The organism is Pseudodesulfovibrio sp. zrk46 (assembly GCF_012516435.1).
Taxonomy (GTDB): domain Bacteria; phylum Desulfobacterota; class Desulfovibrionia; order Desulfovibrionales; family Desulfovibrionaceae; genus Pseudodesulfovibrio.
The window spans coordinates 3,794,500-3,820,304 of the sequence record NZ_CP051216.1 but is presented as its reverse complement, the minus strand read 5'-3'; the positions used below and the strand labels follow the sequence as shown (position 1 = coordinate 3,820,304).

Genomic DNA, 25,805 nt, shown 5'->3' with positions numbered 1-25,805 from the left:
TATGCAACGGTTTAAATCCACTTGACATTTTGCATTTGTGTAGAAAGAGTGGAATATAGATTATTGGCCTTTGCTTGGAAACACAAGTTCGTGTTGATATTCGTTCAACCTGTCTTTTGTCCCGGAGGAAAACATGACCGGCAGTCCATTTGTCGAGCATATTGATCCCGATCTAGAAGAGTTGATGGAGAAGTTTTTCGACAACTCGAAAAAAGACGTCATCAAGATGCAGGCTGCTCTCGAAGCGGGTGATTTTGAGACGCTTGCCAGGCTGGGGCATACTGCAAAGGGAACTGGCTACGGTTACGGTTTTCGCGGTATGGGGGATATAGGCCTTGAACTGGAGATGGCTGCCAAGTCTGAGGACAGAGTTCAGGCAAAGCAGGTGACAGAGAAGATGTCTTACTATCTGGACAACGTTCGGGTTGAGTTCGGAGAATAGATTTGTTTGCCACAAAGGCAGGAAGGGCGGTCACTGAGGTGATCGCCCTTCCTGTCTTTGTGGCCCGGAGAGACCGTGGGCAGGTGGACTGGAACGCTGTGTTAAATTAGGCCTAGGGCCTTTTCAACCTTCTGTTTGTGTTGGTTCCCAATCTCTTTCCGGCCTCACCTGTCTCCCAGGTACTTATAGTATAAGCACTATGTGTGCCAAGGGGAAGCTTTTTCGGATTAGTAGTATTTACTATTGGTTACAGTGGGTGTTTTCGTCGTGTCGGAAAACATTGCTGCGCAATGTCTTACAATGTTGGAAAATTGACACATCCAAAATGACAAAAGGCGGGGATTTCTCCCCGCCTTTTTGCTTACAGCAGTTCCATTGCTGCATCCACGTCCCAGTCTTCGTGAACCACCTTGTTGAGGGCGGCCACGATTTTGGCCGGGCTGGGGTGCTGGAAGATATTGCGTCCAACGGAAAGGCCTGCACCACCTGCTTGGACAGAGTCGTATACCATTTGAACGAGGTCTCGCTCGCTCTCGAGCTTGGGGCCACCTGCAATGACCACAGGTACACAGCAGCCATCCACTACCTTTGAGAAGGATTCACGGTCGCCGGTGTAGTTGACCTTGACGATGTCTGCCCCCAATTCAACGCCGACGCGAGCACAGTGGGCTACGACTTCGGGGTCGTATTCATTGGAAATCTTGGGGCCTCGGGCATACATCATGGCCAGAACCGGCATACCCCATTCATTTGCCTCAGAAGCTAGCGCACCGAAGTCGGCCAGCATCTGCGGTTCGGTTTCGTCGCCGAGATTGACGTGAACAGAAACAGCATCCGCACCGATTTTGAGGGCATCAGCAACGGTGCCAACCATGGTCTTGGCATTGGGGAAGGGCGACAGGGATGTAGACGCGGACAGGTGAATGATAAGGCCGATGTCCTTTCCGCCTGCACGGTGGGAACAACGGGGAATTCCCTTATGCATGAGCATGGCATTGGCGCCGCCTTCGGCGACTTGATTTACGGTGTCGCGCAGATCGATGAGACCGTAGATGGGACCAACGGTTACGCCGTGGTCCAGAGGCACAACGATGGTGCGTCCGTTGTTACGGTTCATGATGCGTTCCATTCTGATTGCTTTACCCAGGTGCATAACTCCCTCTCCTTGATTTTTGACCGGCGGTGCGGCCCAAAAAGAAAGAGGCCGCGGACTTTGCCCGCGGCCTCTTGGTTAGTTTCTCTCTACTAAATGCTAGTGCACACCAAGACCGCAGGCGTTCCTGAAATAAAAGCTAAAAAAGAAAAAGAAACGAGCGGTGATGTTGTGCATGATTTGTACTAAATATCCGAAGTTAATTTGAAGTGTCAAGTATAGGTTACGTTAAGATCTAGCTACAAAGGGCTACGCACTTGATTTCAACCAGACCGCCGAGGGGAAGACCGGCTACTTCGATAGCTGCGCGAGCAGGCTTGTGATCGGTGAAATATTCGGAGTAAATGGCATTTAGGTCGGCGAATTTGCCCATGTCTGTGACGAAGATGTCGACCATCATAACCTTTTCCAGAGAGGAACCGGCTTCTTCTACAATGGCTTTGAGGTTTTCCAGAGCCTGTTTGGTCTGCGCCTCGAACCCTTCTGCCAGTTTGCCTTCGCCGGGGATGATGCCGAGCTGGCCGGAGACATAGAGAGTTCCGCCGGCTTTGGTTGCCTGGGAGTAAGGGCCAACTGCTGCCGGGGCTTTGTCTGTGTGTACGAGAGTAATGGACATATCATTTCTCCTTGTTTTGCAGGGAAGCTATTTTGCCACCCAAAGGTATTTATTCTGAAATTCTGGTGAAAGTCGTCGGACAATTTGAACGACTCCAGCCATGATGAGGACTGAGAGAAGTAGACGTCCCCACAATACACCGGAGATGTGACCACCGATGACCATGATGAGTAAGGTATCCTCGATAAGCGAGTGGCACAAGCCCATGAGTGTGAGAGAGTAGAATATGTCTTCCTTTCCCACGGTGCCGCTTTTGGCTTCATTGATGATGAGGCCACCACCGTAGGAGAGTCCCATAGTCAGGCCGATGACGGTAATTGCAGATGCTTTGGGGCCAATGCCGATGAGGTCGAGAACAGGGCGCAGGATGCGATTCATCAGGTCGATCACTTTGATGGCGTGCAAAACGCGCATCATGATGAGTAGGCCAAGGATGATGAAGAAAATGGAGATCAGGTTGCGTCCCTGGTCCATTGCCCAGCCCATAATCGAAGTGTCTGTAGCCGCATCGACCTGGAAAAGCATGGTTGCCGGCCCTTGAAGGGTCCCTGTGGCCGAGTAAATGCTGTGAAGAATCCATGCGAAAATAAAGGCTCCCACAAGTCGCATGAATACCTGAAACAGGAAACGCGCGCCGGATTTGCGGGCAATGGCACATTCTACAGGAATGCCGTGCGCGACCAGCATGAGGACACCTATGATGGTCGCCTGTGCTGTGGTCAGCGGATTGTCGCCAACCAGTGATGCAAGTACGATCATGCCGGTATATATGTTATTAATAATGGCGGAGGCCCAGACAAGCCCCATCTCAGCAGGAAGTCCCACCAATGCCATGACAGGCTCAAGCGGCCAAGCAAGGTATTGAATAAGTCCCAACTCCTGAAGCACTTTGACCAGGATCAGAATGGGGACCATTACCTTGCACAATTCAAGAGTTGCAGAGAATGCGTCTCGCAACAGCTCTTTTATTATCTCGACCAATTTACTCATGTTTATCCTCTCTCTTCTCGAGCGGGAAGATATGGCATTTGCCCTCAAAAAGAAAGACTCTCCTTAGGAATCGAACGAGCATATACAGGTCAGAAAGGCACAAAAAAAAGGGAGCCCGCGAGGACTCCCTTTTTTGAGTGGTATGATTTTGGTGTTACATAAACGCCTTGGTTACGTTGTAGCCTAGGACTGCCATGAAGAAGGCGAGACCTGTGGAACCAAAGACTGAGTATGCGGCCCACTTCCAGCTCGATTCACGAGCCATGGCAACGACGGTTACGAAGCATGGTGCGTAAAGCATGGTGAAGAGGATGAGCGCCACTGCGGTTGCCTTGGAGAAGTCTGCGTCGGCCACAAGTCGGTCAGACAGGGGCTGTGTCTCTTCGGTGTCAACTTCGCCCATGGAGTAGGCGGTACCGAGGGTGGAGACGATGACTTCCTTGGCTGCGAATCCGCCAGTCAGGGCGATATTGGTGCGCCAGTTGAAACCGGCCAACTGGGTGACAGGCTCCATGGCGGTGCCGATACGGCCCGCAATAGTGTGACGAATGGCTTCTTCTGCTTCAGCGTTGTCGATATCCACGACAGCTTCTTCGGAAGCGGCGGCGCGGAGTTGCTCGTAATGGGCAATACGATCAGCTGGGAGCTGCGGGAAGGTCATCATGGCCCAGATCAGGATGGAGATTCCGAGAATTACGGTACCGGCCTTCTTGGCGTATTCCCAAGTGCGCTCCCAGGTATGGATCAGTACGCCTCGGAGAGTTGGCATGCGGTAGGGCGGCAGTTCCATGACAAAGGGAGTAGATTCGCCGCGGATAACTGTGGAGCGCAGGATTCGAGCTACGATGAGAGCCATAACCCATGCACCCAAGGTGATCATGAGCATGACGGATGCGCCGTACTCTGGGAAGAACGCTGCTGCCAGCATGAGGAAGACAGGAACCTTGGCGCCACAGGTCATGTAGGGCGCAACAAAGATGGTAGCCAGTTTTTCCTTGGGGCTGCGCAGGGTGCGGGATGCCATGACGCCAGGGACCGCACAACCGCCAGCAATGCCGCCGGAAACGATGAAGGGAAGGACAGAGGTGCCGTGCAAGCCGAAGATCTTGAATACGCGGTCGAGCATGTAGGCCATACGGGCGATGTAACCGGAGTCCTCCAATGCGGAGATCATGAGGAACATGAACATAATGAGCGGAACGAAGCCAAGCACGCCGCCAACGCCGTCAATGATACCGGAGACAATCAAAGAACGGAAATGTCCTTCGGGCAGGGCTTCCGTGGCGGCATCACCAATCCAGCCGAATAATGTTTCCAGCCAGCCCATTGGGATTTCACCTACGGTGAAGGTGACCTTATAGATCATGAAAATGACACCGAGCATGATGAGGGGACCAAGGATCTTGTGAGTCAGGACCTTGTCCATCTCATCGGACCGGCTGATGCGGTCTTCATCCAGGGAAGGGTAGGAAACTACATCTTTGATGATGCTGGCGATGTATCCATAGCGATGATCCGCGATAAGTGCGTCGGGCAAGGCGTGGAGAGTCTTCTGGGTATGCTCCCCCACTTCGCGGGCCATGTCTTCCAGCTTGTCGGAAAGATTTGTGTTAGCCATGCGTCCCTTGATTACAACGTCTTCGTCGCGTTCAAGGTACTTGATGCCGGTCCAACGGGCAGGCACTTTGTCGGTCAGGAAATCGGCTTCATTGATGAGCTTTTCCATTTCATCAAGAACAGGGTCGAGGTCCGGACCGTACGAAATATTTACAGGACTCCAGAGACCTTTTTTGTCTTTAGCAAGGGCAATGCCTGCGTTCAGGAGTTCTTCAGTTCCTTCACCACTGCGAGCTACAGTCTCGACAACAGCGCAGCCGCTCAGCTCGGCGAGACGTGCACTATCGATTTCTTTTCCGCTAGCGCGAACTTCGTCCATCATGTTCAAGCCAAGAACTAACGGAACACCAAGCTCCATGATTTGGACTGCCAGATACAGGTTTCGTTCCAGCGCGTCGGCGTTCATGACGTCGATGACTACTTCTGGGCGTTCATCAACGAGGAAATTGCGAGCTACCAGTTCTTCTTGAGTATAGGCTGTCAGGGAGTAGGTACCGGGAAGGTCCACTACTTCAACCTGATCTTCACCGCGAGTAAGGTTACCGATCTTTTTTTCAACGGTTACGCCGGGCCAGTTGCCGACATGTTGTCGGGCGCCTGTCAGGGCGTTGAACATGGTGGTTTTACCGCAGTTGGGATTGCCTGCGATACCAATGGTATAATGGGCCATGGTGTTTAGTCCTCCAGAATGGAAACTGTAATGTGATCTGCTTCGCTGTTGCGCAAAGTGAGAGTGAAGTCTTTGAGACGGAGGGCCACAGGGTCTTTGAGTGGTGCCTTGCCGATGACTTTGCATTCAGTGCCGGGGATCAGTCCCATGTCACGGATGCGGCGACCAAGTTCGCCGCTGGCGGAGATGGTTACGATTTTCAGATGCTGGTTGACTTTTGCCTTACGCAGGCTAACCGGTTTCCCCATGATTGAATCCTTTTGGTTGATAATCTTTATCAATGATGTGGCAAAAAAAATTACTTAGCGGAGTCGCAGTGGCTGGCGCCAGGGGTGTCCTGTATGCCAGAGCAGGAGCCTGCTTGTCCACACCCGGAGCAGCCGCAACCGGATGACTTGGCAGTGAATTGGCTATACAAGCGACGACCAATGTAAACGGCAGCAATTAGTACGATGGCTCCGACCAGAATGTTGTCTATCATGATTTCCTCACTTGATGCCTCTTTTTGAGGCGAACGAGTGATAAATAGTGATGTTGAGAATCAATGTCAAGAGGCTTTTGAGAAATGTTTTCAATTAGTATGTTTGGTTTTTAACCAAATATTACATAAGTTTGTTGAATCATGATTAATTTGATCAAGAAATGTGAAAATTATTCACCTAGCTTGTCAATAATGTTCTTTTGTGGTGATATGCGCTCTCTGTTTATGGGAGAGAGCATTTTATGAAGACAAAAGTTCTGCTTGTTGCCGAGGGTGGATTTGCCCGCGCTGCCTACATGGAAGTCTTGCACGACCTCAATGTTGAGGTTGATTGTATTGCGTCTCCCGATGAAATGACAGAAGCTCTGATTGATGCCGAATACAACGGTTTATTGATTGATGTTCCCACTATGATTCGCTGCGATTGTGCAGACAAGAATCGTATTACCCGCATAATGGATCGTTTTCCTGTCTTGCGGGTCATGTTCAATTCTGACCATGGCGGAATTCGGGGACTGACTCAGGGGGGCACTATCCGAGACAATCGTGACTTGGGTGAGTTCATCTTGCATGAATGTGTGCCTTTCAAGCCGCGATCCATTCGAGTGGCCGAGCGTCGCGATATCGTCTTCAACGTTTTGCTGATGCATGAAGTTGATCAGGAAGATATCCGTGCAGAGCGAACGGTGACTGTCAACGTCTCTGAGCATGGGTGTTTTATATATACTGTGAATCAGTGGACACCATATAGCCCTGCCTGGATGGTAGTTCATGAATTCGAGGACAAAACGCCTATTGAACTCAAGGTTCGCTGGTGCGGTAAATGGGGCCAACGTATGGGCATGCCGGGCATAGGAACGAGCTTTGAGTCTATGACGGCACATCAGTATGTGCAGTTGCACACATTTCTATAGAAAATATATGTGAGGTAGATAAGGATGAGTGACGATTCTCAGGAATTCATGGCGTGGATCAACGCACTAGCCAAAGGCATCGTGGCTGGTTGCGCCATCGGTTACCTCTTCAGCTTCACCGAACTCATGCCTGCAAGCAAGGCAGTACTTCTTGGTGGCCTCGCAGGCTGTCTAGCTTCTATTACTTTCAAGAATCGACAGGATGACAAGAAGGAGTAGTAGGTCTACTCTGCTGTCCATTATCTGCATTAGGGTCTCGTTGCCTTGACAACTGTCTTGCTGGGTGAATATTGTCTCCCGATTTTGCCGCCTGAGGGCGGTTGTACTTTTTTGAGAGTATACCCTTCATGAAATTATATATTGTTGTCGAAATTACCTCTCGCGAATTTGACGCCAAAACGTTCCTCGCATGTTCTGCTGCGCTGGAAGGATTTGATGTTGTCATCGGCGAAGAGGATATGTTGCGTCGTCATGTCGTTATGTCTGAACCAGGGATTTATTACGACAAAAGCCTTCATACGCAATATCCTGCTTTACACAGGCATCTTAAACGTCTTGGATATCGTATCGTGGTCAATGACGATGAAGGATTCATTTTTAATGAGAAATCCTATCGCAATCACAGTCTGACGCAACCCGCTTGTGACGGGATCGATCTTCATCTGACTTGGGGACAGTATCAACAGGATGTGGTCGAACGTGGTTTGCCAGAACTTGGTGCAAAGTCAGCCCCCGTGGGAAATGTCCGCCTTGATCTGCTTTCCAAGGAGTTGCGTCCTTTCCTGCAGGAAAGGGCTGACAAGTTAAAAGAGAAGTGGGGACGTATTGTTCTCGTTAACTCCCGTGCTTCCGTAGTAAACCATACGGATGGTCAGGCGCATATTGATCGTCTCACCAAATCTGGTGAGTCTGGTCCGGCAGATCTGCTTCGACGTTACGTGGCTTGGGATACTGAAGTTTTCAGAAGCTTCCAGGAAATGATTCCGGTTGCCTGCGCACGTTTCCCTGACAGAAACTTTATTATTCGTCCTCATCCTGCTGAGGATATGGCCATTTGGGAAAAAATTGACCGAGAGGTTCCCAATGCCCACTTGGTGAGAGAGGGGAATGTCCATGATTGGATTCTCGCCTCGGAGATGGTCATTGTTCAGCACGGTTGTTCCACTGCCGCAGAAACATTTTTGATGGATGTGCCTTGCATTTCCTATCTTCCCATCGAAGATGAACTGATCACTCATGGTATGGCAGACGAAGTCGCATATCTTGTTCGTAATGCTGATGATGTTTGCGAATGCCTGTCTGGTGAGCGTGATGAAGATATGGCGTCCATGCAGTCCGTTTGGCGCGAAGCGGCGAAGAAGTATGTTGCTTCGGTGGATGGTCCCATGGCGGCTACTGCGACTATTGGGCATTTCAAGAGAATTGCGGACATCAAGCGCGATGCTGAGCCTATGTATCAGTTCTCTCAGCGTATCAATGCTTACTTGAGAAATTTGAATCGCAGACTCAAGCCGTGGTTGCGTAAGATTACCGGTAAAGAAAAAGTCGTGAATCCTCACGCTAAGTGGAAAGAACTTACTCTTGATGAGTTTAAAGCCCACGTAAAACGATTTGCATTTTATGATTCCCGTTTTGCTGATCTGGATATCACGCAGGCTTACATTGACTGTTTCAGACTGCGTTATCACGATAAGTAAGAGTAATAGGGATAGACCAATAATACGGAGTTATTGAACCTATGGATATCATGTTCAGTTCATACGCTGATGTTTACAAGAATCTGGGCGATCGTGAGATCGTACTTTTCGGTGCAGGTAATATCACCAAAAAGACCAAACTTCGCCTGGATAGACCTCTTTCCATGATCGTGGATAACAACGCGAACCTGTGGGAAGAACATGAATTGGGCGTGACCATCAAGAAGCCCGAAGTCATTAACGGTAAGAGCGATCAGTATTACGTGCTTATCTGCACCACTTCTTTCATGGAAGTTTCTGAACAGCTCATGGAGTACGGCTTTGATCCTTTGAAAGATTTTATTGTCAGTCCGGTCCTCAATGACCTGCGCATCATATCTGACATCGAGTCCCTGAAGACCAAGCTGCTCTTTTCCAGTGGCCTTCCCGGTATGGATGATCCTGAAGCTGGTGGCGGTATCTACGAACTGGAGTTGGATGGCGATTGGAAGTACCGTAAGGTGCTCGAAGGGCCCAGCCATGGCCTTATTCATTTTGAAGGTGACATTATCGCTTCTCATTCTGAATTGGGACTAGTGCAGATGTCCAAAGATTACAAGGTTATTAGGAATGCCGAAGTGCCCACAGGGTCACGTCCTCATGGTGTGGCATACTCTGAACATACACAGTGTTTCTATGTTGCTTCCACTTATCTTGATGCCATTTTGGTTTTCGACCGCGACTTCAAGCAGGTTGATCAAATTAATGTGTCTCATAAACATGCGCAGACCGGTGAACCGCAACACCACATTAACGATGTGTGTGCTTACGGAGAAAGCCTCTATGTCTCTATGTTCTCGATGACCGGTAACTGGAAGAAGGATGTCTTTGATGGCGTTGTTCTGGAAATAGACCTGGATACCAAGCAGGTGCTGAATCCGGTCGTTCAGAACCTTTGGATGCCGCATAATATCTGTGCGATCAATGGAAGCCTTGCTGTGCTTGATTCCCTGCGCGGTGAACTCAAAACCCACAACGCTCAGCCCATCGGCAAGTTCCCAGGCTTCAGTCGCGGTTTGGCTTACGATGGTGTATTCCACTACATTGGCCAGAGCCGTAACAGGAACTACAGTAAGTACCTCGGACTCTCCATGAACATATCCATTGATACGTCCATTATCGTTTTTGATGCTACAACCAAGGTGTCCCGAAGCTTGAGCCTGCCTTCAAAACTCTCCGAAATTCACTCGATTATCGTGTTGTAGAAGAAAGGTTAGAACGCTATTTCTTTGCGAAGCCCTTGGCTATAAGGTCAAGGGCTTCTTTTATGCATTCTTGTGGTTCGAAAGTCTCAACGCATTCACGAGTTTCACATGAATTTTTGTTGCACCAACGGCAGGGGATATCCTTAGTTACACTGATGTGTTCTTCGGAGGGAAAACGCCAGCCATATCCTGTGGCACCATGAATGGTGAGAGAGGGAGTGTCGACCGCTACGGCAAAGTGGCGGGGAGATGAACAGTTGCCTACGTGCATGACGGCTTTATCTTGCACTGCTGCCATGCCGCGCAGACTGAGCATGGTGTTGGGAACGATACCCATACCTGCCTGTTTAATCACCTTCTCTGCCAGTTCTTTTTCGCCAGGACCATACAGAATGACGAATTCCATGTCAGGATGTTGCTCTCGAATGAGCTTCATAAGGCCAGCGTAGTGCCTGGAAGGCCAACGTCGGGTTTCCCTTCTGTGGCTGGGATCGATGGTGATATAGGGGCCTGTGATTCCATGTTCTGTACAGAAAACATCGGCCTCTTTTTTCTCGGTATCCGTGAGAAATATCTCAGGCCTTTCTCTATCCCACTTGATGCCGAGCGGAGCAAGCACACTTGCCTTGCACATGGCTGCATAGCCGATTTTTGGCTTGGCCCAGTGCGTGTATAGATATTTGTTGTACCAGTGGGGCGTGAAGCTGAGTTTGACCGGAGCCTTTGAAAATCGCACTACCCACTTGCAGCGTGGGAGTTGCTGAAAATCAACGATGAGGTCATAGGGTTGGCGACCGACCTTCGCATAGTACAACAGGGCCTTGAGCGGATTTTTGAGGGCCTTGCGGTCTATGGGCCAGACTTTGTTAATGTTGGGGTTGTTCTCTAATACCGGCAGGCACTTTTTTTCAGTCAATACATCGATGATTGCGTCAGGATACTTTTCTTTAAGCAGCCGGAGGGAGGGCGTGGCCAAAAGGACATCACCGATCTGCCTAAGCTGGCAGACCAAGATGCGCTTGGGATGAATATTGGTGATATCAGTCATTCGGTCAGTCTGTTTATGAGGGCGTTTCGAGCTGTTCCAGCAAGAAAACTACGGGGCGATAGCCATCAGTGCAGCAGGAAACAAATCGCTTCGGGCCGCCGCGAGCCATGCCCCAGATCATTTTCTGAAGGTCTGCCCAAGCCCAGCCGCAAAAGCCTTCAGGCTTATCCCAGGGGCTATTGCCGGGAATGTGGAATGTGTCTCCCACATTAAATTTTTTACATGGGGTCCATTTGGCTGGCTCATCTGTGTACTGTTGAACCAAGTCCTCATGAAAGAGCTTTTTCATGACAGTGATCTTGATGTCGTACTGCATTGAGCCAGCCTCCTTTCAGACTATTCTTTGTCCCAGAGATTGTCTTTGACCCACTCACCGTTCTCGCCTTTCCACCATACACGGGGATCACGATAACGATCGCAGACTTCGTCAAAGTACTCTTCGGTCCAGCCTACGTATTCTAGCCAACGCCATAAATCCTTGGACTTGACGTGGTCGCGGATACGGACTTCTTCAATGGCCTGCTCACGGGTCATGAGGCCTGCACGGATATCCTTGCAGGTGTGGTCAGTCGCTCGTCCGTATCCGAACTTGATGTACTTGAGATAGTCGTGGATACCATTTTCATGCATGTCGTCCAAGTTAGACATGCGGCGGTAGGTGCGTTCGAATTCTTCTTCGGATTCCTTGAAACCGTACATTTCGACCATCATGGGGCCATGTTCGTTGGCATCCCAGCGGACGTAGTTGTTGAGGTGGATACCTCGAACGCCTACACGATCCATGTCTTCGTCGCTCGGGTGCATGAAGCCGATCATGTCTTTGGCTTCGAGCTTTTCACCGAACTTGGGTGCGGCCTCAACGAAGTCATACCATTCAAAACCACGAAGATCGTGTTCGTGACGGTTGCGGTAGGTGAACTCTACAAAGTCATTGTAGGAGTGCATACCTCCGATATCCATGAAACCGTGCTCACCCCAGATCATCAGGGGGGTATTGGTCTCAACAGCCACTCGGATGGGGTATGTATTGATACCGCAGTGGGCGTGCCAGTTCATGTCGCCCATCATGAGCATGCCAAGGCGGTTCATGGTCTTGAGGACTTCGATGGAAGGGGTGAAAAAGATGTGGTCGCACCCAAACACTTCCCGCATGTTCTTCAGGTTCTCCATGCCGGTGGGAAGGTAGTTGTTTCCGTGGTAGGTGACTAGAAGCGGATTCAGGCCTAGCACGTTTTTCATGATATGGACCTGGAAATAGGAGTCCTTGCCGCCTGATACAGGAATGACGCAATCGTAGTTCATACCGTCCTTGCTGCGGTAGCGTTCGCAAAGACGTTTGAACTTTTTCATGCGGGCATCCCAATCTACTTCATCTCGCTGGTCAGCCACTTTGCAAGTCGAGCAGATGCCGTCATCATCAAAAGTGATGGGGGCAGCCGAAGACATGGGGCTGACACACTTGGAGCAGTAGCGCATCTTGGGCGGTCGCTCGGGGTGAACGAGATATTTGCGATCATGGTCTGACATGTATTTTCTCCCTTACGAGGTCCTTTTTGGCGCGGGGATACGCGCGTTCCGTAAAGTGGAACATATTGCCTGCGGCTACGGCCGCGACATTGGTTTCTTCGTATACGTCGATGAAGTCATCTACGTCGGCCGCACCGCCACAGGCGATAACAGGCAGTGACGTGGCACTGGTGACGTCAGAAATGGTGTCGAAGTCGTAACCGCATGCTTTGCCATCTCGGTCGATGGCGTGCAGGAAAATCTCTCCGGCACCATTCTTTTGGCATTCCTTAACCCAATCAACGACATTGATGCCCGTGTTGTTGCTCCCGAAATCGGTGAACAAGATGGGGGTGCCGTCAACCATGCGGTAGTCAGCCGAAATGACACAGCATTGGCTGCCGTACTTTCGGGCTACTTCCGTAATAAGTTCTGGGGTGTGGTATGCCGCCGAGTTGATAACGACCTTATCTGCTCCGGTTCGGATGCGCAAATCCACGTCTTCTATGGTCTTGATGCCACCGCCAAATGTAAGGGGCATAAAGCAGACTTTGGAAATTTCAGTGATGATCGTTTCAATGGAGTCCACCGCTTTGATCTTATGATCGTCGCGCCGGGAATCATACGTCTTGTCTCGGCTGATGTCTACATAGATGAGTTCATCCACGTTCCATTGATTGTATCGGGCAGCTTCATTGATAATGTTGCCGATGATCTGGTGCGTGGAAAAATCCTCGCTACGAACGATCAGTCCGTTCATAATAAACAAGACAGGAATGAGTCTCCTGTATTGCATGGCTATAGCTCCACAAATTTTTTAAGAATTTCTATGCCGGAAGCCTGGCTCTTCTCTGGGTGAAATTGGCAGGCGAAAATATTCTCTTTCTCAATGATGGCGTCGCAGGTCGTCCCGTAATCGAGCGTTGCCGTTACTACTGAGCGGTCCTCAGCCCGACAGAAAAAGGAGTGTACGTAATAGAAGCAGAGTTGTTGGTCCGTCAAATTCTGAATGAGTCGAGAGTCGCCACTGCGTTCGGTTTGACACCAGCCAATGTTGGGAATCGAAAGATCTTGTATGTACTCGGCCAGTGGGAGAACCTTTCCTTCGACAAGTCCCAAGCCGGGATGCGGGCCGAATTCGGCGCTTTCTTCATACATGAGCTGCATGCCGAGACAGATACCCATAATTGGCTTTTTGTCATCAAGGGAAAAAGATCTGATTACTTCCGTGAACCCTTTGGAGTTGAGGGTTTTCATGGCATCGCCAAATGCGCCGACACCGGGAAGCACTGCCTTGTCACTTTGGGAGAGTTCTTCCGGGGTAGAGACAATATTACACTCAGCACCAATGGAGTTGAGTGCATTGCGGACAGACGCGAGGTTGCCCATTCCGTAATCTATGATGCCGATCATGGTCGTACTTTATTTGAAGTTGGTTAGTTGGTCAGTAAATCCCACTGGAGTGGAGTTCCCTTGGCAATGTCTACGACTGCTGTCTTTCCGATTACTTCTTCCAAATGACGGGTATGCAATCCGTTACCGGGACGAATCGAGCGAATATTTTCAGTGGTAAGCGGTTCACCTTTGGCTATGTCTTTTACAACGAAAAGAGACCTACGGAATACTACGCTCGATTTTTGCTTTTCCGTCAATTCAAAGTGGACGGAGCCGAGAGCTTTTTCCACATTGCGAACGCCTTCCACCATAGCTTTAAATTCATGTGGTTCCAAAGAGAATGACGTGTCAGGGCCATCCTCTGAGCGATTTAGGCAAAAATGCTTTTCAATGACCCGCCCTCCAAGTGCAACTGCTGCAATAGGCATCTCAATGCCCATGGTGTGGTCGGAGAGACCTGCTACAACATCGTATTTTTTTGCGAGATAGGGGATGGTGAGCAGGTTCATTTCCTCAGGAGGCGCAGGGTAAGCAGAGGTGCATTTCAGAAGCGCCATCTCGGTCCCTCCAGCCTCTTTGAATGCTGCTACCGCCTCTTCAATCTCTGCTTCAGTGGCCATCCCTGTGGACATGATAACAGGTTTGCCGGTCGAGGCTATTTTTCGGATGAGTGGGATATCTACCAATTCAAACGACGCAACCTTATGGCAGGGGACGTCGAGTTCTTCCAGAAAATCCACAGCGGTATGATCGAAAGGGGTAGAGAAAAACAACAGTCCCAATTCGTCGGCCACTTTTTTCAGTTTGGGATGCCACTCCCAAGGAGTGAACGCTTCTCCATAAAGGTCGTAGAGTGTCCGGCCCTCCCAAATGGTTCCCTTGATCTGGAAATATTCGTTGTCACAATCAAGGGTAATAGTATCTGGGGTGTATGTCTGGAGTTTGATGGCGTCAGCACCGGCTGCATGGGCAGCTTCGATGATTTTCACTGCACGGTCGAAATCCTGACCATGGTTGGCACTCATTTCGGCTATGATGAAAGCCGGTCCAGATGAAGATAAAATGGTGTTTTTAGCCATGGGAATCCGCCATGTCGGCATTGCTTTTTGAACGTGTCAGCAGGATTGCGGTAATGTCTCGCAGGCGTGAGGGTGTGTCAAGCTTGGAGCTCAGTCCTTGCGAACAGGAATTCCAGCCTTACGAAGGTGTGAGCGTGCTTCAGCCGGTGTCTGTTCAGTGAAGTGGAAAATGGAAGCAGCTGCAACAGCGGTGGCTCCCCCTTGTTGGATTGCCTGAAGCATGTGCTCGTAGTTCCCAGCTCCGCCAGAGGCAATAACCGGGATTGATACCGCATCACTGACGGCCTTAACTGCTTCAAGGTCGTACCCTTTCATGGTGCCGTCTAGCTCTACTGACGTCATCAAAATCTCACCAGCCCCACGGCTTTCTGCTTCCTTAGCAAATTCAACAAGGTCGATCCCTCGTTGATTCTTTCCGGAATTCGTCACGACTTCCAGATAACCATCTTCATGCCTCTTGAAGTCTATGGATACGATGGCACACTGCGAACCGTATTTGTTCGCAACCTGACTGATGAGTATGGGGTTGTCTACCGCAGCAGTATTCATTGCCACCTTATCCGCACCGGCGTCCAGTAGGCCCCCTACATGATCGATATCTGTGACGCCACCGCCAACGGTCAAAGGCATGAAACAATCATCAGCAAAGTCATTGACCCAGCCGAAGTCAGGTTTACGGCCGTCATTAGTGGCTTTGATATCCACGATGATCAGTTCGTCAACATTGCGCATGTTATAGACTTTTATGGACTGCATCAGCGACCCAACATGACGCCAGCTGTCAAAGGCCACGCCTTTTACCAGCCCGTAATCACGATAAAGCAGGGTGGGAATGATTCGTGTCTTTAGCACGTTAGTATTCCTCGCTGAGCTTGATGAAATTCTTGAGCAGCTTCAGACCAATTCCTTGGCTTTTTTCCGGATGGAACTGGGTTCCATAGACATTGCCCTTGTTGACGACAGAAGTGAATTTTCCGCAATACGGCGTTGTAGCAATTGCGTGAGAGGGATCGTTGGTTTGGAAATGAAAACTATGAACGAAGTAAAAGTCTTCTCCCGGAGGGATATCCGCCAGCAGGGGGGTGGATATTTCGAACTCAACGTTGTTCCATCCTACATGGGGGATCCGTTCGTTATTCTCTGGAGTAAAAGGAACTACAGAGCCTGGGATCCATCCTAATCCTTCGTGCTCGCCATTTTCAAAACTCCGGCTGGCCAGGAGCTGCATACCAAGGCAAACGCCGAGGATGGGGATGTCGTAGGCGATGATTTGGTCTTCAAGAATCTTGTCGAGGTTGCGCTCCCTTAGCAGTTGGATTGCATCGCCGAAAGCGCCGACACCCGGCAGGATGCAGGCATCCACAACTTTAAAGTCCTCTTCCTTGTCCGTTAGGAGCGGTTTTGCTCCGCAGACGGACAAGGCGCGAGAAATAGAGCCGATATTTCCAACCCCGTAATCGACAACGGCGACGGTCAGCATAAACAGATGTCCCGGCTAGACGTTGTCGTCGTTGACGCGGACGAGGTCACCATTACGGGTGCGCAGGAGATTTCCACGACGATCTGTTTTAAAGATCTTTTTGTTCGTGAAGCGATCACAGACAGCGGTGAACTCATCCAGGGTCATATCAATTTCTTCCAGAATGGTCTCCAGGTCTGTGCCGAGGTAGGACCAAGGAAACTTGCCCTCATGGCGGCGAACCAACTGCATGCCTTGCTCGCGAGAGAGGCGACCGCGGCGGATGTGCCAGCAGGCCCAATCTGTTGCACGGCTGTAGCCGTACTTGAGGAATTTGAAATAGTCGTGGATGCGCATCTGCTCGTTGTCGAGGTTCTCGTAATTGACGATGGAGCCTTCGACAGTGTTGGGCCAGCTTTCAAAACCGTGGGCTGCAGCAACCAGCGCGTTGGAAAGCCCATCCCATTGCTTGTAGTAGCCGAGGAAAATGCCGGTCACACCCACACGAGCCAGATCTTCGTCAGAGGGATAGGTGTAGGGAATGAGGTGCTTTTTCTCTATGTCTGCCTGTCCTTCAAGGTCAGTGACACGAAGACCAAGGAGGCCTCCGAATTCTTCAAGCCAACGGCGGGTGAGGTGCTTGTCTCCAGCCTGGGTTGCGGGACCGCCATTCTCATTCTGGGAGTTCTCGCCCCAAACGATGAGCGGCACGTTGTGCATTACGGCGATGCGAACCGGGATGGTGAAAATTGTCAGGTGCTCAGGCCATGATATATCACCAACTTGCTCGAGAGCGAGTTTGTTGATGCGACGCCTGACCACTGGGTTCGTGGAAACTTCAATGTAGTCCACGCCGAGTTTCTTGATGTTCTCAATGTTTCTGCGACCGATGGGAGAGAGACGGTCCGTGGTGGCGGTGACGCAAAGAGGATTCATGCCCATGTCCAGCATGGTAAGGGTCTGGTAGGTTGAATCCTTTCCACCACTGCAAGGGATGATGCAGTCATAATTGGAACTGTCATTGGAGCGGTATTGATCCAGAATATGTTCTAGTTCGGTTTGACGGGCATCCCAGTCGATTTCAGCGCGCTCTTCGAAAAAATTGCAGGCCGCGCAGACACCGTTCTCGTCGAACCAGAGGTCGGGTTTGGTTTCGGGCATCACGCATTTGGTGCAGTATTTAATCGTATTAGACATGCGAGTCTCTCTTTTTCAGGTGAATTGTATTGATAGGCTTCTACGTTTCAATAACCCGTCAGTCAAGAAATGACAGCCCGTCGGGGCTTAGGAATGCTTCCATTCAAACTTGAGTGAATCATCTGCGTCATTGGGGGCCGAAATGAAGCCTGCTGCTCGGAACATGTTAGCTGAAGCAGGATTATCTTTCATGACGAAAGCTGTTACTGGGATGCCAGGGTATATTGCCTCAATGGATTGGCATCCAAGTTTTGTAATATGTGTACCAATTCCACGTCCATTATGGTCTGGCGCTACACTGATGCTGATCAATGCTTCGGTAGGCATACCTTCAAACCTGATTTGGCCTAAGGCTGTGCCATTGGTAGATTCAGCAATGAAAATTTTGCAGGAGGCATCAGCAAGTTTAGATTTAAACCAAGCCTCATGACTTCCATATTCAATCGGGTCTGATTGGAATGAGCGAGCTCTGACGGCAGGGTGGTTGCGCCAATTATATAGTCGACGGCTATCATCAACAGTGGCAGGGCGGAGTCGAATATCGGCATTGAGCAAGGCGCAAGCCACTCTGTGAGCTCCTTTTCCGTCAACTATAGTGCTGCATGCTTTTTCAATGAGTTTCCGCTTGTCTGTGTTTGTCAGCAAGCTAGACAGTGCTTTGGTAATGTCATTTGCTTTCGTATCCATACTCAAGCAGATGGCGGCTTGAATGCGGTTTAGTTCGCGAATGATCCCTTTCTGATTGTCTGCAATTTGAATGGCCACAGTCGGAACTCTGAAATAGCAGAGTTCCCAACAGGTAGATCCTGCTGCAGAGATTGCTATATCTGCCCAATTTATGAGAGAGGGCATATCATTGACAGCGGTCAGGAATTCGCAATGGCACTTCAAGTTGGATGCGGTGGTTTTCAGCTTATCTAAATGGGGGTTTGCTGCACCGCACACAACTTTGACGTGCAGGTCGTCACTGTCAATTTGGGTGATACTTTCTATCACCGTGCCCGTCATATTGGTGGGGTCTCCCCCCCCCAGCGTGACGAGTATATTTCGGGGTTTACTCGACGTTGTAGAGTCCTTTCGAGGATGTGAGAGGAATTCGTGACGCAGAAGAGCAAAGCGAGAGCCAAGTAAGCGTATGGCATCCTCGTTCACTTTATAATCATAATGATTGCCGTCTGGATTTTGGTTCAGCAAAGCTGAAGCGTAATAGCGACCACGATCATTGACATCGTCAAGGACCAAGGTCCTTCTGCCGGCTTCAAGAATCTGTTTTTGATAGTCCGAATCGAATTGGTATCCATCTATCGCAATCCATTCGTTCTTTGAAGTAGCCTCTAGTAAGACTTCAATGTCCTCGGGAGACGGGTAGGTGTTATCTAAATTAACAAGTTCGAAATGTTCGTTGGAGAGTCTATCAATAAGTGGGGTTATTTGACCGACTATGCGAACTTTACCACCAAGCTGCTTCCATGCCTGACCAAGAGCGATCATTCGCATGACATGACCTGTGCCGATAGTTGTTGAGCAGTCGGCTCTGATGGTCAATGTCCCGATCACAGTTCCCCCGTTTCCTTGAGAACACGGAACATGGCTTCAGCTCTTACCCAGTCCTCTTCCGTGTCGATATCCTGCACCCGGTGACGGGGGATTTGGACCCCAACGGCTTCGCCTTCCATGAATTCCCTGCCAGAGAGTAGGAATTCGGATGTTGCCCAATAAAACTGGCCACAATCGTGGAATGCCTCTGGTAAGTCTTGCGAGCGAGTCAGCATGTGTTCGGGCCAGATCATGGAGACTTTCCCGTCATCACTCTGCTTTACCCCTCGATAGATGGGGAATGGAAAGGTTGTCACAGCAAAGGCTGCCGGGGCCTCTGGAAGGGCGTTATAGCCCTTACGCAAGTCCTGTGCGGTGATAAATGGAGCTGTGGCATAAAGGCCACACACTGTCTCCACATCTCGGCCATTATCGAGGCACCATTGCAGGGCATGTCGAATGACTGGTGTAGTGCCTGTGTGGTCATCGGATAATTCAGTTGGTCGTATGAACGGAGTTTCTGCACCAAAAGATCTTGCGACTTCAGCTATTTCTTTATCATCGGTGGTAACTATAACCGAAGAGAACAAGTTTGTGGCGAGGGCGGTTTCAATGGAATACCCGATGATAGGTTTACCACAGAATTCACGGACGTTTTTCCGAGGAATCCGTTTGCTGCCCCCACGTGCAGGAATAACCGCTATATTCATGCGAGCTCCAGTACAGTCTTGATCACATAATCTTGTTCTTGGTCAGTGAGCCCTGGATACATGGGCAGGGATAGAATCTCTTTGTAGGCCGCCTCTGCTATAGGACAGAGTCCTTCACCTGTTCCTAACTTCTCTTGATAATAAGGATGCAGATGGACCGGAATATAGTGAACTTGGGCAAAGATTCCAGCATCACGTAGCATTGTGTAAACTTCGTCACGATTGGCAAGCCTTACCACGTACAGGTGATACGCATGCTCAACCTCTTCGGAGACAGCTAATGGGATAACATTGGTTCCTGCGAAACTCTTGTCATATCGCTTTGCAATCTCCCTTCTGCGTTCCAAGAAGGCAGGGAGTTTTGCCATTTGACTGACACCAAGGGCTGCTTGGATGTCGGTGATGCGATAGTTGTAGCCCAGTTCCACCATTTCATAGAACCATGCCCCACTTTCTTCTCGGGTGCGAGCGTCGGTGGTTATGCCATGGTTGCGGAAGGTCCTAAGCTTGGCGTCCAGTTCCGCGTCGTCGGTAAGGATCATACCACCCTCGCCGGTAGCAACGTGTTTGACCGGATGGAAAGAGAAAACAGTCATGTCCGCTATGGAGCCGACTTTGCGATCCTTGTAGCTTGCCCCCAGAGCGTGGCAGCCGTCGGCGACAAGCGCGAGGTTGTGCTTGTCTGCCAGAGAACGAAGCGCTTCCCAATTGCAGGGTTGGCCAGTGTAGTCCACCGCAATGATCGCTTTGGTGTTTGATGTGATTTTTTCTTTCACCTTGGCCGGATCAATAAGCAGAGAGCCTTCCTGTACATCGGCAAAAACCGGCGTACCACCCATGTAAAGAACGCAGTTAGCGGATGCAGCAAAAGTCATTGGAGGTACAATGACTTCGTCTCCTGAGCCAATTCCAAGGGCAAACATGGCCGCATGCAACGCGGCAGTGCCGTTGCATACGGCTACACCATGTTGGACGTTGCAAAAGTTGGCAACAGCCTGTTCGAATTCGCCGACCTTGGGGCCGGTTGTAAGGAAATCGGACCGCAGCGTTTCCGCCACGGCCCGGATGTCATCTTCGTCGATGTGTTGTCTACCGTAAGGGATTTTGGGCATAGCCTATAGCTCGTATCCTTGTTTGACTAAGATCTCACGGAGTTCTTCAACGGATATCCATTCTGTGTTGGTGTCTGAATCGTAGGCAAATCCTTCGGGAACAGTCTTGGCCTTGGACAAGTCACCCTTGTAGTTAAAAACTTCGGTTTCTGGCAGGATGGTATAGCCGTATTCCGTCTCCACTACGTTGCGGGATTCTTCTTCCGGGATCATGCACTCGTGCAACTTTTCTCCGGGGCGAATGCCTACAACCTTCTGTTTGCAATCAGGTGCGATCGCGGTGGCCATGTCGGTGATCTTCATGCTGGGAATCTTGGGTACGTAGATTTCTCCACCAGCAGAAGTTTCAATGGCGCGAAATACCATTTCCACAGCGTCTTCCAAAAGAATCCAGAAGCGGGTCATGCGGTCATCGGTGATGGGCAGGACGCCTTCGTTGCGTTTCTTCATAAAGAAGGGAACTACGCTGCCACGGCTGCCGAGAACATTACCGTAGCGAACAACGGAATACCGGGGGCCGATGGCGAAAGCATTCGCTGCAACGAACAGCTTGTCCGAAGCGAGCTTGGTTGCGCCGTAGAGGTTAACCGGTGCAACAGCCTTATCTGTAGACAGAGCTACAACACATTCCACGCCGAGGTCTGCAGCAACATTGATAAGGTTCTGTGCGCCGTAAATATTGGTTTTGATAGCTTCGGTCGGGTTGTACTCGGAAGCCGGAACCTGCTTCATGGCAGCTGCATGGACAATGATGTCCACATCACGGCATGCGCGGTAGAGGCGTTCCTTGTCGCGAACGTCACCAATGAAATAGCGAATACAGGGGTGCTCTTTAGGGGAAAACTCCTGTGCCATCTCAAACTGCTTGAGTTCATCACGACTGAAAATGATCAGCTTGTTCGGAGTGTATTTCTTCAGGACCATCTCGACGAATTTTTTGCCGAAAGAGCCGGTGCCGCCTGTAATAAGTATGTTTTTGCCGTTGAGCATGCTGTATCCTGTTTTCAATTAGGTATTGATCTTTGTTATATGCGATGCGCCTACCATATCATCTAAGTCGCATTCGCTTGAGTACTAATAAATGATGGGGAGGATGCGTCAAGGCCTGACTTGCGTCATTTTTATCAGTTTTGTCCCCATTAAAGTTAAAATAGCCCTTTTGTCTTTGTAGAGAAACTGTCTGGTGATAATGTTTGTACCATCTTCTCAGGTGGTTATTTCTTTCTCTCAGAGAGAGAATGAATCTTCTCCACCAATTCGAGCTTTGGAGAAAAGGCATCGTAATTTTGTGTCATATAATACCACCAATACCAAAAACGGCCTTCCTGGTAGTAATCCGTCAGATGCAGTTCGTACTTTGTGTATGCGTCGCCAGAGACCTGGTCAGACAAGGTGTTTTGCGGTCCTCGTCCTTCTTTCATTTTGGCGTAGAGTTTTTGCATGTTCTCCGGAGTGGGAACGAATGATCTGCGCCATGGGTCATTTAGCATCCAAGCTGTTTTTCCGTAAACTCGATAAAGGGCTCTCGCAAGACCTGTGGAATGAATATGGCGGGGGGGCTTGAATCCAACAGGTGATATTGCCACATATCCGGAGTCTGGTTCGGCCTGCTTGCTCATTTCTACGGCAATTATGTCTCGATATACTAGTTCTGCTGCTTTGTGGCTATATCCTTGATGAAGCAGAATAACTAAGGTCAACATAAGGAAGATGACAATGGAATTAGTTTTTTTGGAGTCCCATAATTTGATAAGTGTCTCTCTTCCTATCGCCAAAAGAAGAGCAAAAGGAATGCAAGTGAGAAAGGTGTGTCGCGCACCGTAGCTTCCAAACTGGAAGTAGCGCATGTTCTTTCCCACAGCCCAGTATGCGAGTACGGCAAAAAGCCCCAAGGTCAGGAAGGAGAGAGTGTATCGTACGTAGTTTTCCTTCAGTTTCCCCGCAGGTATTTTTTTGGAGATCAAATATGCTGCTGCAGTGATGACAATGGAGGCTACACCATAGTAGCCAAATGCAAAGGCGTTATCCCATACAAAGGTGTTGTAGGTGCCGCTTAATTCGTGAATGTTTACGTTTTTTTCTAGGATGATATAGCTGATAAGGAGTGCTGCACTGAACAGTGTGGTGTGTACGAATTTCTTTTGCCAATTGTCTTTGTTTACTGTCAGCAGGAATTCTGATGCAGCGAAGCCAACGGAGAAAGCGAACAGTGAATAATAGCTGAGTGAAGAAATAAGCAGGATGCCCGCAATGATGTAATTTTTCTTCCACCACTGGTTGACTGCACACATGAAGAGGAAAAGGAACAGTACATAGCTGAACATCGCGCCGGATACGAGAGTGTGCCAAACAGGAAAGGCGATGATACCCCATGCGCCGACAAGGGAAGATTCCCAAGAGAGATTGTAGCGCTCTTTTAAGAAAATAAATGTCTGATGAGCAATTCCGAGTATGCAAGCAATAGAGAGAACATTCATCACTATTTTTGGCGAGAAGCCCAATAGTGATAATTTATCCAGAGCGAGCAGAATCAGATATCGAACCTGATGGCATGTTTTAAAGTTGATGAAATAGGAATAGTCGTGGCGCAAAAAACCCATTTCAGTAACGGCAAAGTCCCATGTGTCAAATTGCGGCAGCAACAGAGGGGATAGGGATAACAGGGCTAAGCTAATGGTGCCGAGTATCCAATATTTACGAGAAGTATCCACGAGAATCTACCTTGTAATAAAAAAACTGTATGAAAGTGTTTGGAATTAAACTTCCATGAGGCAAACGATGGAAGAGCCAAATATTTTTTTAGGAAACCACTTTGCTTCCATAACCAGATAGTCTGAGACCAGCTTGTGAGCTCGCATCATAAATTGGTTGTTTTTGTCAGGTGCCTGTATATCGGTATTCCTGTCCTGTTTGCAAAGACTTAACATGAGAGCTGGCAGGTAGAGCAAATGAAAGCAGTATTGGAGTGTAACCGGTTGTCCGCCCGGGAATAGTTCGTAGCAATCTTTCAATGAATACCTTCTGAATGCCCCAACGTATTTGTCGTAATTCGAGTACAGCTCTTGGCGTCCGACAATCCATGCGAGTATGTACTTCAGGTTAGGAAATTTGGCGCGATGCTGCTTAACAAAAGTATACGGGTCTTCCATGTGAGGAAGGACATCCAGAAAGGAGATCAGAGAAACATCTTTTCTGAACTCTTCTGGAAGCTCCAATGAACTTTGATTTAGATTCAGGTAGTCGGCTGTTTGCGGATAGTATGGTGTCGGATTACTGATTTCGACCCCATAATAATTGAACCCTGCGTCTCTGAACTTTTGCACATCCATACCCCTTCCGCATCCAATATCAAGGCCGACACCAGAAAAATTGATCTTTTTCAGTTGATCGCACAAAATACGATTTCGGGATGAGTGCCAGTAATGGAACTCTATTCCATCTGGATACGCAGATAGGTATTGCTCTTTAGTGTGTTTGATCGCCACGGTTGCTCTCGATCTATGTAGTTACTTGCGGTTGTAGATCAGTCTCGTGAAGATGAAGCTCATGGGCACAGTGATACAGAGCGCAAGGAACGGCGCGAGTTCTTCGTATACGTTCAAGGAAATAAAATAGAGTATCAGTTTTAGTGAAACAAAGAGGTAAACTACATAGTAGATAAAGTTGTATAAACTTTTCTTCCATTCGACTTTTTCGTTCTTGTACACAAACAGTGGCAATACGATGCACATGAAGACAACACCGCACAGCCACGCAATGAAATACGAGATCGTAGGAGAGAAGAAAAAGAGCAGGAGCTCATAAAGAAGAAGGCATGCAATGGTGTTCGCTGCTCCGGAGGAGAGGAATCGCATGCCCTGGCCCCATATCCTGTTGGAATTGAAATGGAGCTTTATCGCGTTGTATGCACTCATTCTTTGTGGACTTTTCTTATGCAAAATTGCGGGGTTTTGTTTTGGCTTAGGAAAATACGTCCTACGTATTCACCCAAAAGGCCTAGCATTATGAGTTGTGCTCCTGAGAAAAGAGCTATCAAGACAACGGTTTCTGACCACCCAGGTGGTAGTTCCGGGCGGAACAGTTTGCATATTGAGATCCAAACCATATAGAGAAGGGCAAAACCACTCAGCCCGGCCCCCAGCATGGTTGCGACTCGCAGGGGGAGCAGAGAGAAGTTGAAAAACATGTTCATCCAGAGGCGAACCAGCTTCGTGAGAGTGTAGTTGGACTCTCCTGTGTGCCTTGCGTCATGTTGAACTTCAACTACGCCATACTTGTCAGTGATTCTGAATATGAGACCATCAACATATGGGTAAGGGCCGTCATATTTGATGATTTCATTGACCAGAAAACGGTTTATGCATTTGAAACTGGAGAGATAGAGATCCTTGGGCTTCTTCAATAATAGCGTGGCTACAGCGCCGTTGAATTTGCTGCCAAGATTTCTGAAGAAGTGGTGTTTCTTTTCGTTGTAGTAAGAGTACACCACATCGTGGCCACCTTTCTGGGCTGCGTCCACCAGCTTCAATGCTTCTTCAGGCGGATTCTGAAAATCGTCATCCATGATGACTACGTAATCGCCTGTGGACTGATTGAGCCCTGCCATGACAGCGCAATGCTCACCATAGTTCTTCGATAGTTCTACGTAGGTAACAACCGAGGGGTGGGCCACTTGGGCCTTACGGCACACTTCGTCGCTTGCGTCTTTGCTGCCGTCGTTAACTAGAACGATCTCCAGAGGCGCTGGTAAAATATTAACCAATCTATCAACGAGCGGTCTAATGGTCTTTTCGGAGTTGTAGACCGGAATAACAATACTAATTTTAACACTTTGCATATTGGTGCGTCACCTCGTCACAATAAAAAATTGATATTAGCCAAATAAAGTTTTACAATCAAGGAATTCTAATTGAGCAGAGTTTTTGGCTTTGTGAAACAA

28 protein-coding genes are annotated in these 25,805 nt (G+C 49.2%); 5 read left to right on the top strand and 23 right to left on the bottom strand.

The genetic code is table 11. The features are described 5' to 3' along the window. Nucleotides 1-133 precede the first annotated feature (133 nt). Entirely contained in the window at nucleotides 134-442 is a 309-nt protein-coding gene (locus HFN16_RS17520) for an Hpt domain-containing protein (protein WP_168891969.1), read from the top strand. Nucleotides 443-803: 361 nt separating this feature from the next. Here HFN16_RS17520 and HFN16_RS17515 read toward each other — a convergent pair whose 3' ends face one another. From HFN16_RS17515 to HFN16_RS17490, 6 genes are all read right to left on the bottom strand, one after another. Beyond that, nucleotides 804-1,595, bottom strand: a complete 792-nt coding sequence (locus tag HFN16_RS17515; protein ID WP_168891968.1) for a 2-amino-3,7-dideoxy-D-threo-hept-6-ulosonate synthase — start codon at nucleotides 1,593-1,595, stop codon at nucleotides 804-806. Nucleotides 1,596-1,830: 235 nt separating this feature from the next. Beyond that, nucleotides 1,831-2,211, bottom strand: a complete 381-nt coding sequence (locus HFN16_RS17510; protein ID WP_168891967.1) for a RidA family protein — start codon at nucleotides 2,209-2,211, stop codon at nucleotides 1,831-1,833. A gap of 27 nt (nucleotides 2,212-2,238) precedes the next feature. After that, the gene (locus HFN16_RS17505; protein ID WP_168891966.1) at nucleotides 2,239-3,201 is read right to left on the bottom strand and encodes a nucleoside recognition domain-containing protein; all 963 of its coding nucleotides are present in this window, start codon (nucleotides 3,199-3,201) and stop codon (nucleotides 2,239-2,241) included. Between the two features lie 154 nt (nucleotides 3,202-3,355). Further along, on the bottom strand, nucleotides 3,356-5,488 hold the full coding sequence (gene feoB / locus HFN16_RS17500) for a ferrous iron transport protein B (protein ID WP_168891965.1): 2,133 nt from the start codon (nucleotides 5,486-5,488) through the stop codon (nucleotides 3,356-3,358). A 5-nt stretch (nucleotides 5,489-5,493) separates the two neighbouring features. Then, the gene (locus HFN16_RS17495; protein ID WP_168891964.1) at nucleotides 5,494-5,736 is read right to left on the bottom strand and encodes a FeoA family protein; all 243 of its coding nucleotides are present in this window, start codon (nucleotides 5,734-5,736) and stop codon (nucleotides 5,494-5,496) included. A gap of 50 nt (nucleotides 5,737-5,786) precedes the next feature. After that, nucleotides 5,787-5,969 carry a FeoB-associated Cys-rich membrane protein gene (locus tag HFN16_RS17490; protein ID WP_168891963.1) on the bottom strand — a complete coding sequence of 61 codons (183 nt, stop codon included), beginning with the start codon at nucleotides 5,967-5,969 and terminating at the stop codon, nucleotides 5,787-5,789. A gap of 242 nt (nucleotides 5,970-6,211) precedes the next feature. Here HFN16_RS17490 and HFN16_RS17485 point away from each other — a divergent pair, with 242 nt between their 5' ends. The 4 genes from HFN16_RS17485 to HFN16_RS17470 all read left to right on the top strand — a co-directional run bounded on the left by HFN16_RS17485 (nucleotide 6,212) and on the right by HFN16_RS17470 (nucleotide 9,824). Beyond that, nucleotides 6,212-6,883 (top strand): PilZ domain-containing protein, encoded by a 672-nt coding sequence (locus HFN16_RS17485; RefSeq protein ID WP_168891962.1) that lies wholly within the window; start codon nucleotides 6,212-6,214, stop codon nucleotides 6,881-6,883. 24 nt (nucleotides 6,884-6,907) lie between these two features. Continuing rightward, the gene (locus HFN16_RS17480) at nucleotides 6,908-7,102 is read left to right on the top strand and encodes a hypothetical protein (protein ID WP_168891961.1); all 195 of its coding nucleotides are present in this window, start codon (nucleotides 6,908-6,910) and stop codon (nucleotides 7,100-7,102) included. A 128-nt stretch (nucleotides 7,103-7,230) separates the two neighbouring features. Next, complete coding sequence (locus HFN16_RS17475) at nucleotides 7,231-8,580, top strand: surface carbohydrate biosynthesis protein (RefSeq protein ID WP_168891960.1); 1,350 nt, start codon at nucleotides 7,231-7,233, stop codon at nucleotides 8,578-8,580. A 41-nt stretch (nucleotides 8,581-8,621) separates the two neighbouring features. Next, complete coding sequence (locus tag HFN16_RS17470; protein WP_168891959.1) at nucleotides 8,622-9,824, top strand: DUF4915 domain-containing protein; 1,203 nt, start codon at nucleotides 8,622-8,624, stop codon at nucleotides 9,822-9,824. A gap of 16 nt (nucleotides 9,825-9,840) precedes the next feature. Here the strand turns inward: HFN16_RS17470 and HFN16_RS17465 are convergent, their stop codons facing one another. The 17 genes from HFN16_RS17465 to HFN16_RS17385 all read right to left on the bottom strand — a co-directional run bounded on the left by HFN16_RS17465 (nucleotide 9,841) and on the right by HFN16_RS17385 (nucleotide 25,703). After that, nucleotides 9,841-10,872: a glycosyltransferase family 9 protein gene (locus HFN16_RS17465; protein WP_168891958.1), complete on the bottom strand. Its 1,032-nt coding sequence runs from the start codon at nucleotides 10,870-10,872 to the stop codon at nucleotides 9,841-9,843. A 13-nt stretch (nucleotides 10,873-10,885) separates the two neighbouring features. Further along, nucleotides 10,886-11,188, bottom strand: coding sequence for a TIGR04076 family protein (locus HFN16_RS17460; protein WP_168891957.1), 303 nt, complete (start codon nucleotides 11,186-11,188; stop codon nucleotides 10,886-10,888). A 20-nt stretch (nucleotides 11,189-11,208) separates the two neighbouring features. Further along, nucleotides 11,209-12,399 carry an N-acetyl sugar amidotransferase gene (locus tag HFN16_RS17455; RefSeq protein ID WP_168891956.1) on the bottom strand — a complete coding sequence of 397 codons (1,191 nt, stop codon included), beginning with the start codon at nucleotides 12,397-12,399 and terminating at the stop codon, nucleotides 11,209-11,211. Continuing rightward, on the bottom strand, nucleotides 12,386-13,174 hold the full coding sequence (locus tag HFN16_RS17450) for an imidazole glycerol phosphate synthase cyclase subunit (protein WP_168891955.1): 789 nt from the start codon (nucleotides 13,172-13,174) through the stop codon (nucleotides 12,386-12,388). Before HFN16_RS17450 ends, HFN16_RS17455 begins: the two co-directional genes overlap by 14 nt. Before the next feature lie 2 nt (nucleotides 13,175-13,176). Continuing rightward, nucleotides 13,177-13,791 carry an imidazole glycerol phosphate synthase subunit HisH gene (gene hisH / locus HFN16_RS17445; RefSeq protein WP_168891954.1) on the bottom strand — a complete coding sequence of 205 codons (615 nt, stop codon included), beginning with the start codon at nucleotides 13,789-13,791 and terminating at the stop codon, nucleotides 13,177-13,179. A gap of 23 nt (nucleotides 13,792-13,814) precedes the next feature. Next, the gene (gene pseI / locus HFN16_RS17440) at nucleotides 13,815-14,852 is read right to left on the bottom strand and encodes a pseudaminic acid synthase (protein ID WP_168891953.1); all 1,038 of its coding nucleotides are present in this window, start codon (nucleotides 14,850-14,852) and stop codon (nucleotides 13,815-13,817) included. Nucleotides 14,853-14,942: 90 nt separating this feature from the next. Next, the gene (locus HFN16_RS17435; RefSeq protein ID WP_168891952.1) at nucleotides 14,943-15,704 is read right to left on the bottom strand and encodes an imidazole glycerol phosphate synthase cyclase subunit; all 762 of its coding nucleotides are present in this window, start codon (nucleotides 15,702-15,704) and stop codon (nucleotides 14,943-14,945) included. 1 nt (nucleotide 15,705) lies between these two features. Further along, nucleotides 15,706-16,332 carry an imidazole glycerol phosphate synthase subunit HisH gene (gene hisH, locus HFN16_RS17430; RefSeq protein WP_210772214.1) on the bottom strand — a complete coding sequence of 209 codons (627 nt, stop codon included), beginning with the start codon at nucleotides 16,330-16,332 and terminating at the stop codon, nucleotides 15,706-15,708. Between the two features lie 15 nt (nucleotides 16,333-16,347). Then, nucleotides 16,348-17,508: an N-acetyl sugar amidotransferase gene (locus HFN16_RS17425; RefSeq protein WP_168891951.1), complete on the bottom strand. Its 1,161-nt coding sequence runs from the start codon at nucleotides 17,506-17,508 to the stop codon at nucleotides 16,348-16,350. Between the two features lie 87 nt (nucleotides 17,509-17,595). After that, nucleotides 17,596-19,005 carry a UDP-2,4-diacetamido-2,4,6-trideoxy-beta-L-altropyranose hydrolase gene (gene pseG / locus HFN16_RS17420; RefSeq protein WP_247648376.1) on the bottom strand — a complete coding sequence of 470 codons (1,410 nt, stop codon included), beginning with the start codon at nucleotides 19,003-19,005 and terminating at the stop codon, nucleotides 17,596-17,598. 56 nt (nucleotides 19,006-19,061) lie between these two features. Continuing rightward, entirely contained in the window at nucleotides 19,062-19,754 is a 693-nt protein-coding gene (gene pseF / locus HFN16_RS17415; protein WP_168891949.1) for a pseudaminic acid cytidylyltransferase, read from the bottom strand. Continuing rightward, nucleotides 19,751-20,866: a UDP-4-amino-4,6-dideoxy-N-acetyl-beta-L-altrosamine transaminase gene (gene pseC, locus HFN16_RS17410; protein ID WP_168891948.1), complete on the bottom strand. Its 1,116-nt coding sequence runs from the start codon at nucleotides 20,864-20,866 to the stop codon at nucleotides 19,751-19,753. The genes pseF and pseC overlap by 4 nt, the downstream gene beginning before the upstream one ends. 3 nt (nucleotides 20,867-20,869) lie before the next feature. Continuing rightward, entirely contained in the window at nucleotides 20,870-21,856 is a 987-nt protein-coding gene (pseB, locus tag HFN16_RS17405; RefSeq protein ID WP_168891947.1) for a UDP-N-acetylglucosamine 4,6-dehydratase (inverting), read from the bottom strand. Nucleotides 21,857-22,080: 224 nt separating this feature from the next. Next, on the bottom strand, nucleotides 22,081-23,577 hold the full coding sequence (locus HFN16_RS17400; protein WP_168891946.1) for a hypothetical protein: 1,497 nt from the start codon (nucleotides 23,575-23,577) through the stop codon (nucleotides 22,081-22,083). Nucleotides 23,578-23,622: 45 nt separating this feature from the next. Further along, entirely contained in the window at nucleotides 23,623-24,351 is a 729-nt protein-coding gene (locus HFN16_RS17395) for a methyltransferase domain-containing protein (RefSeq protein ID WP_168891945.1), read from the bottom strand. 21 nt (nucleotides 24,352-24,372) lie between these two features. Beyond that, complete coding sequence (locus HFN16_RS17390; RefSeq protein ID WP_168891944.1) at nucleotides 24,373-24,720, bottom strand: GtrA family protein; 348 nt, start codon at nucleotides 24,718-24,720, stop codon at nucleotides 24,373-24,375. A gap of 56 nt (nucleotides 24,721-24,776) precedes the next feature. Continuing rightward, a complete protein-coding gene (locus HFN16_RS17385) occupies nucleotides 24,777-25,703 on the bottom strand; it encodes a glycosyltransferase family 2 protein (protein WP_168891943.1) in 927 nt (308 codons plus the stop codon). Between the last annotated feature and the right edge of the window lie 102 nt (nucleotides 25,704-25,805).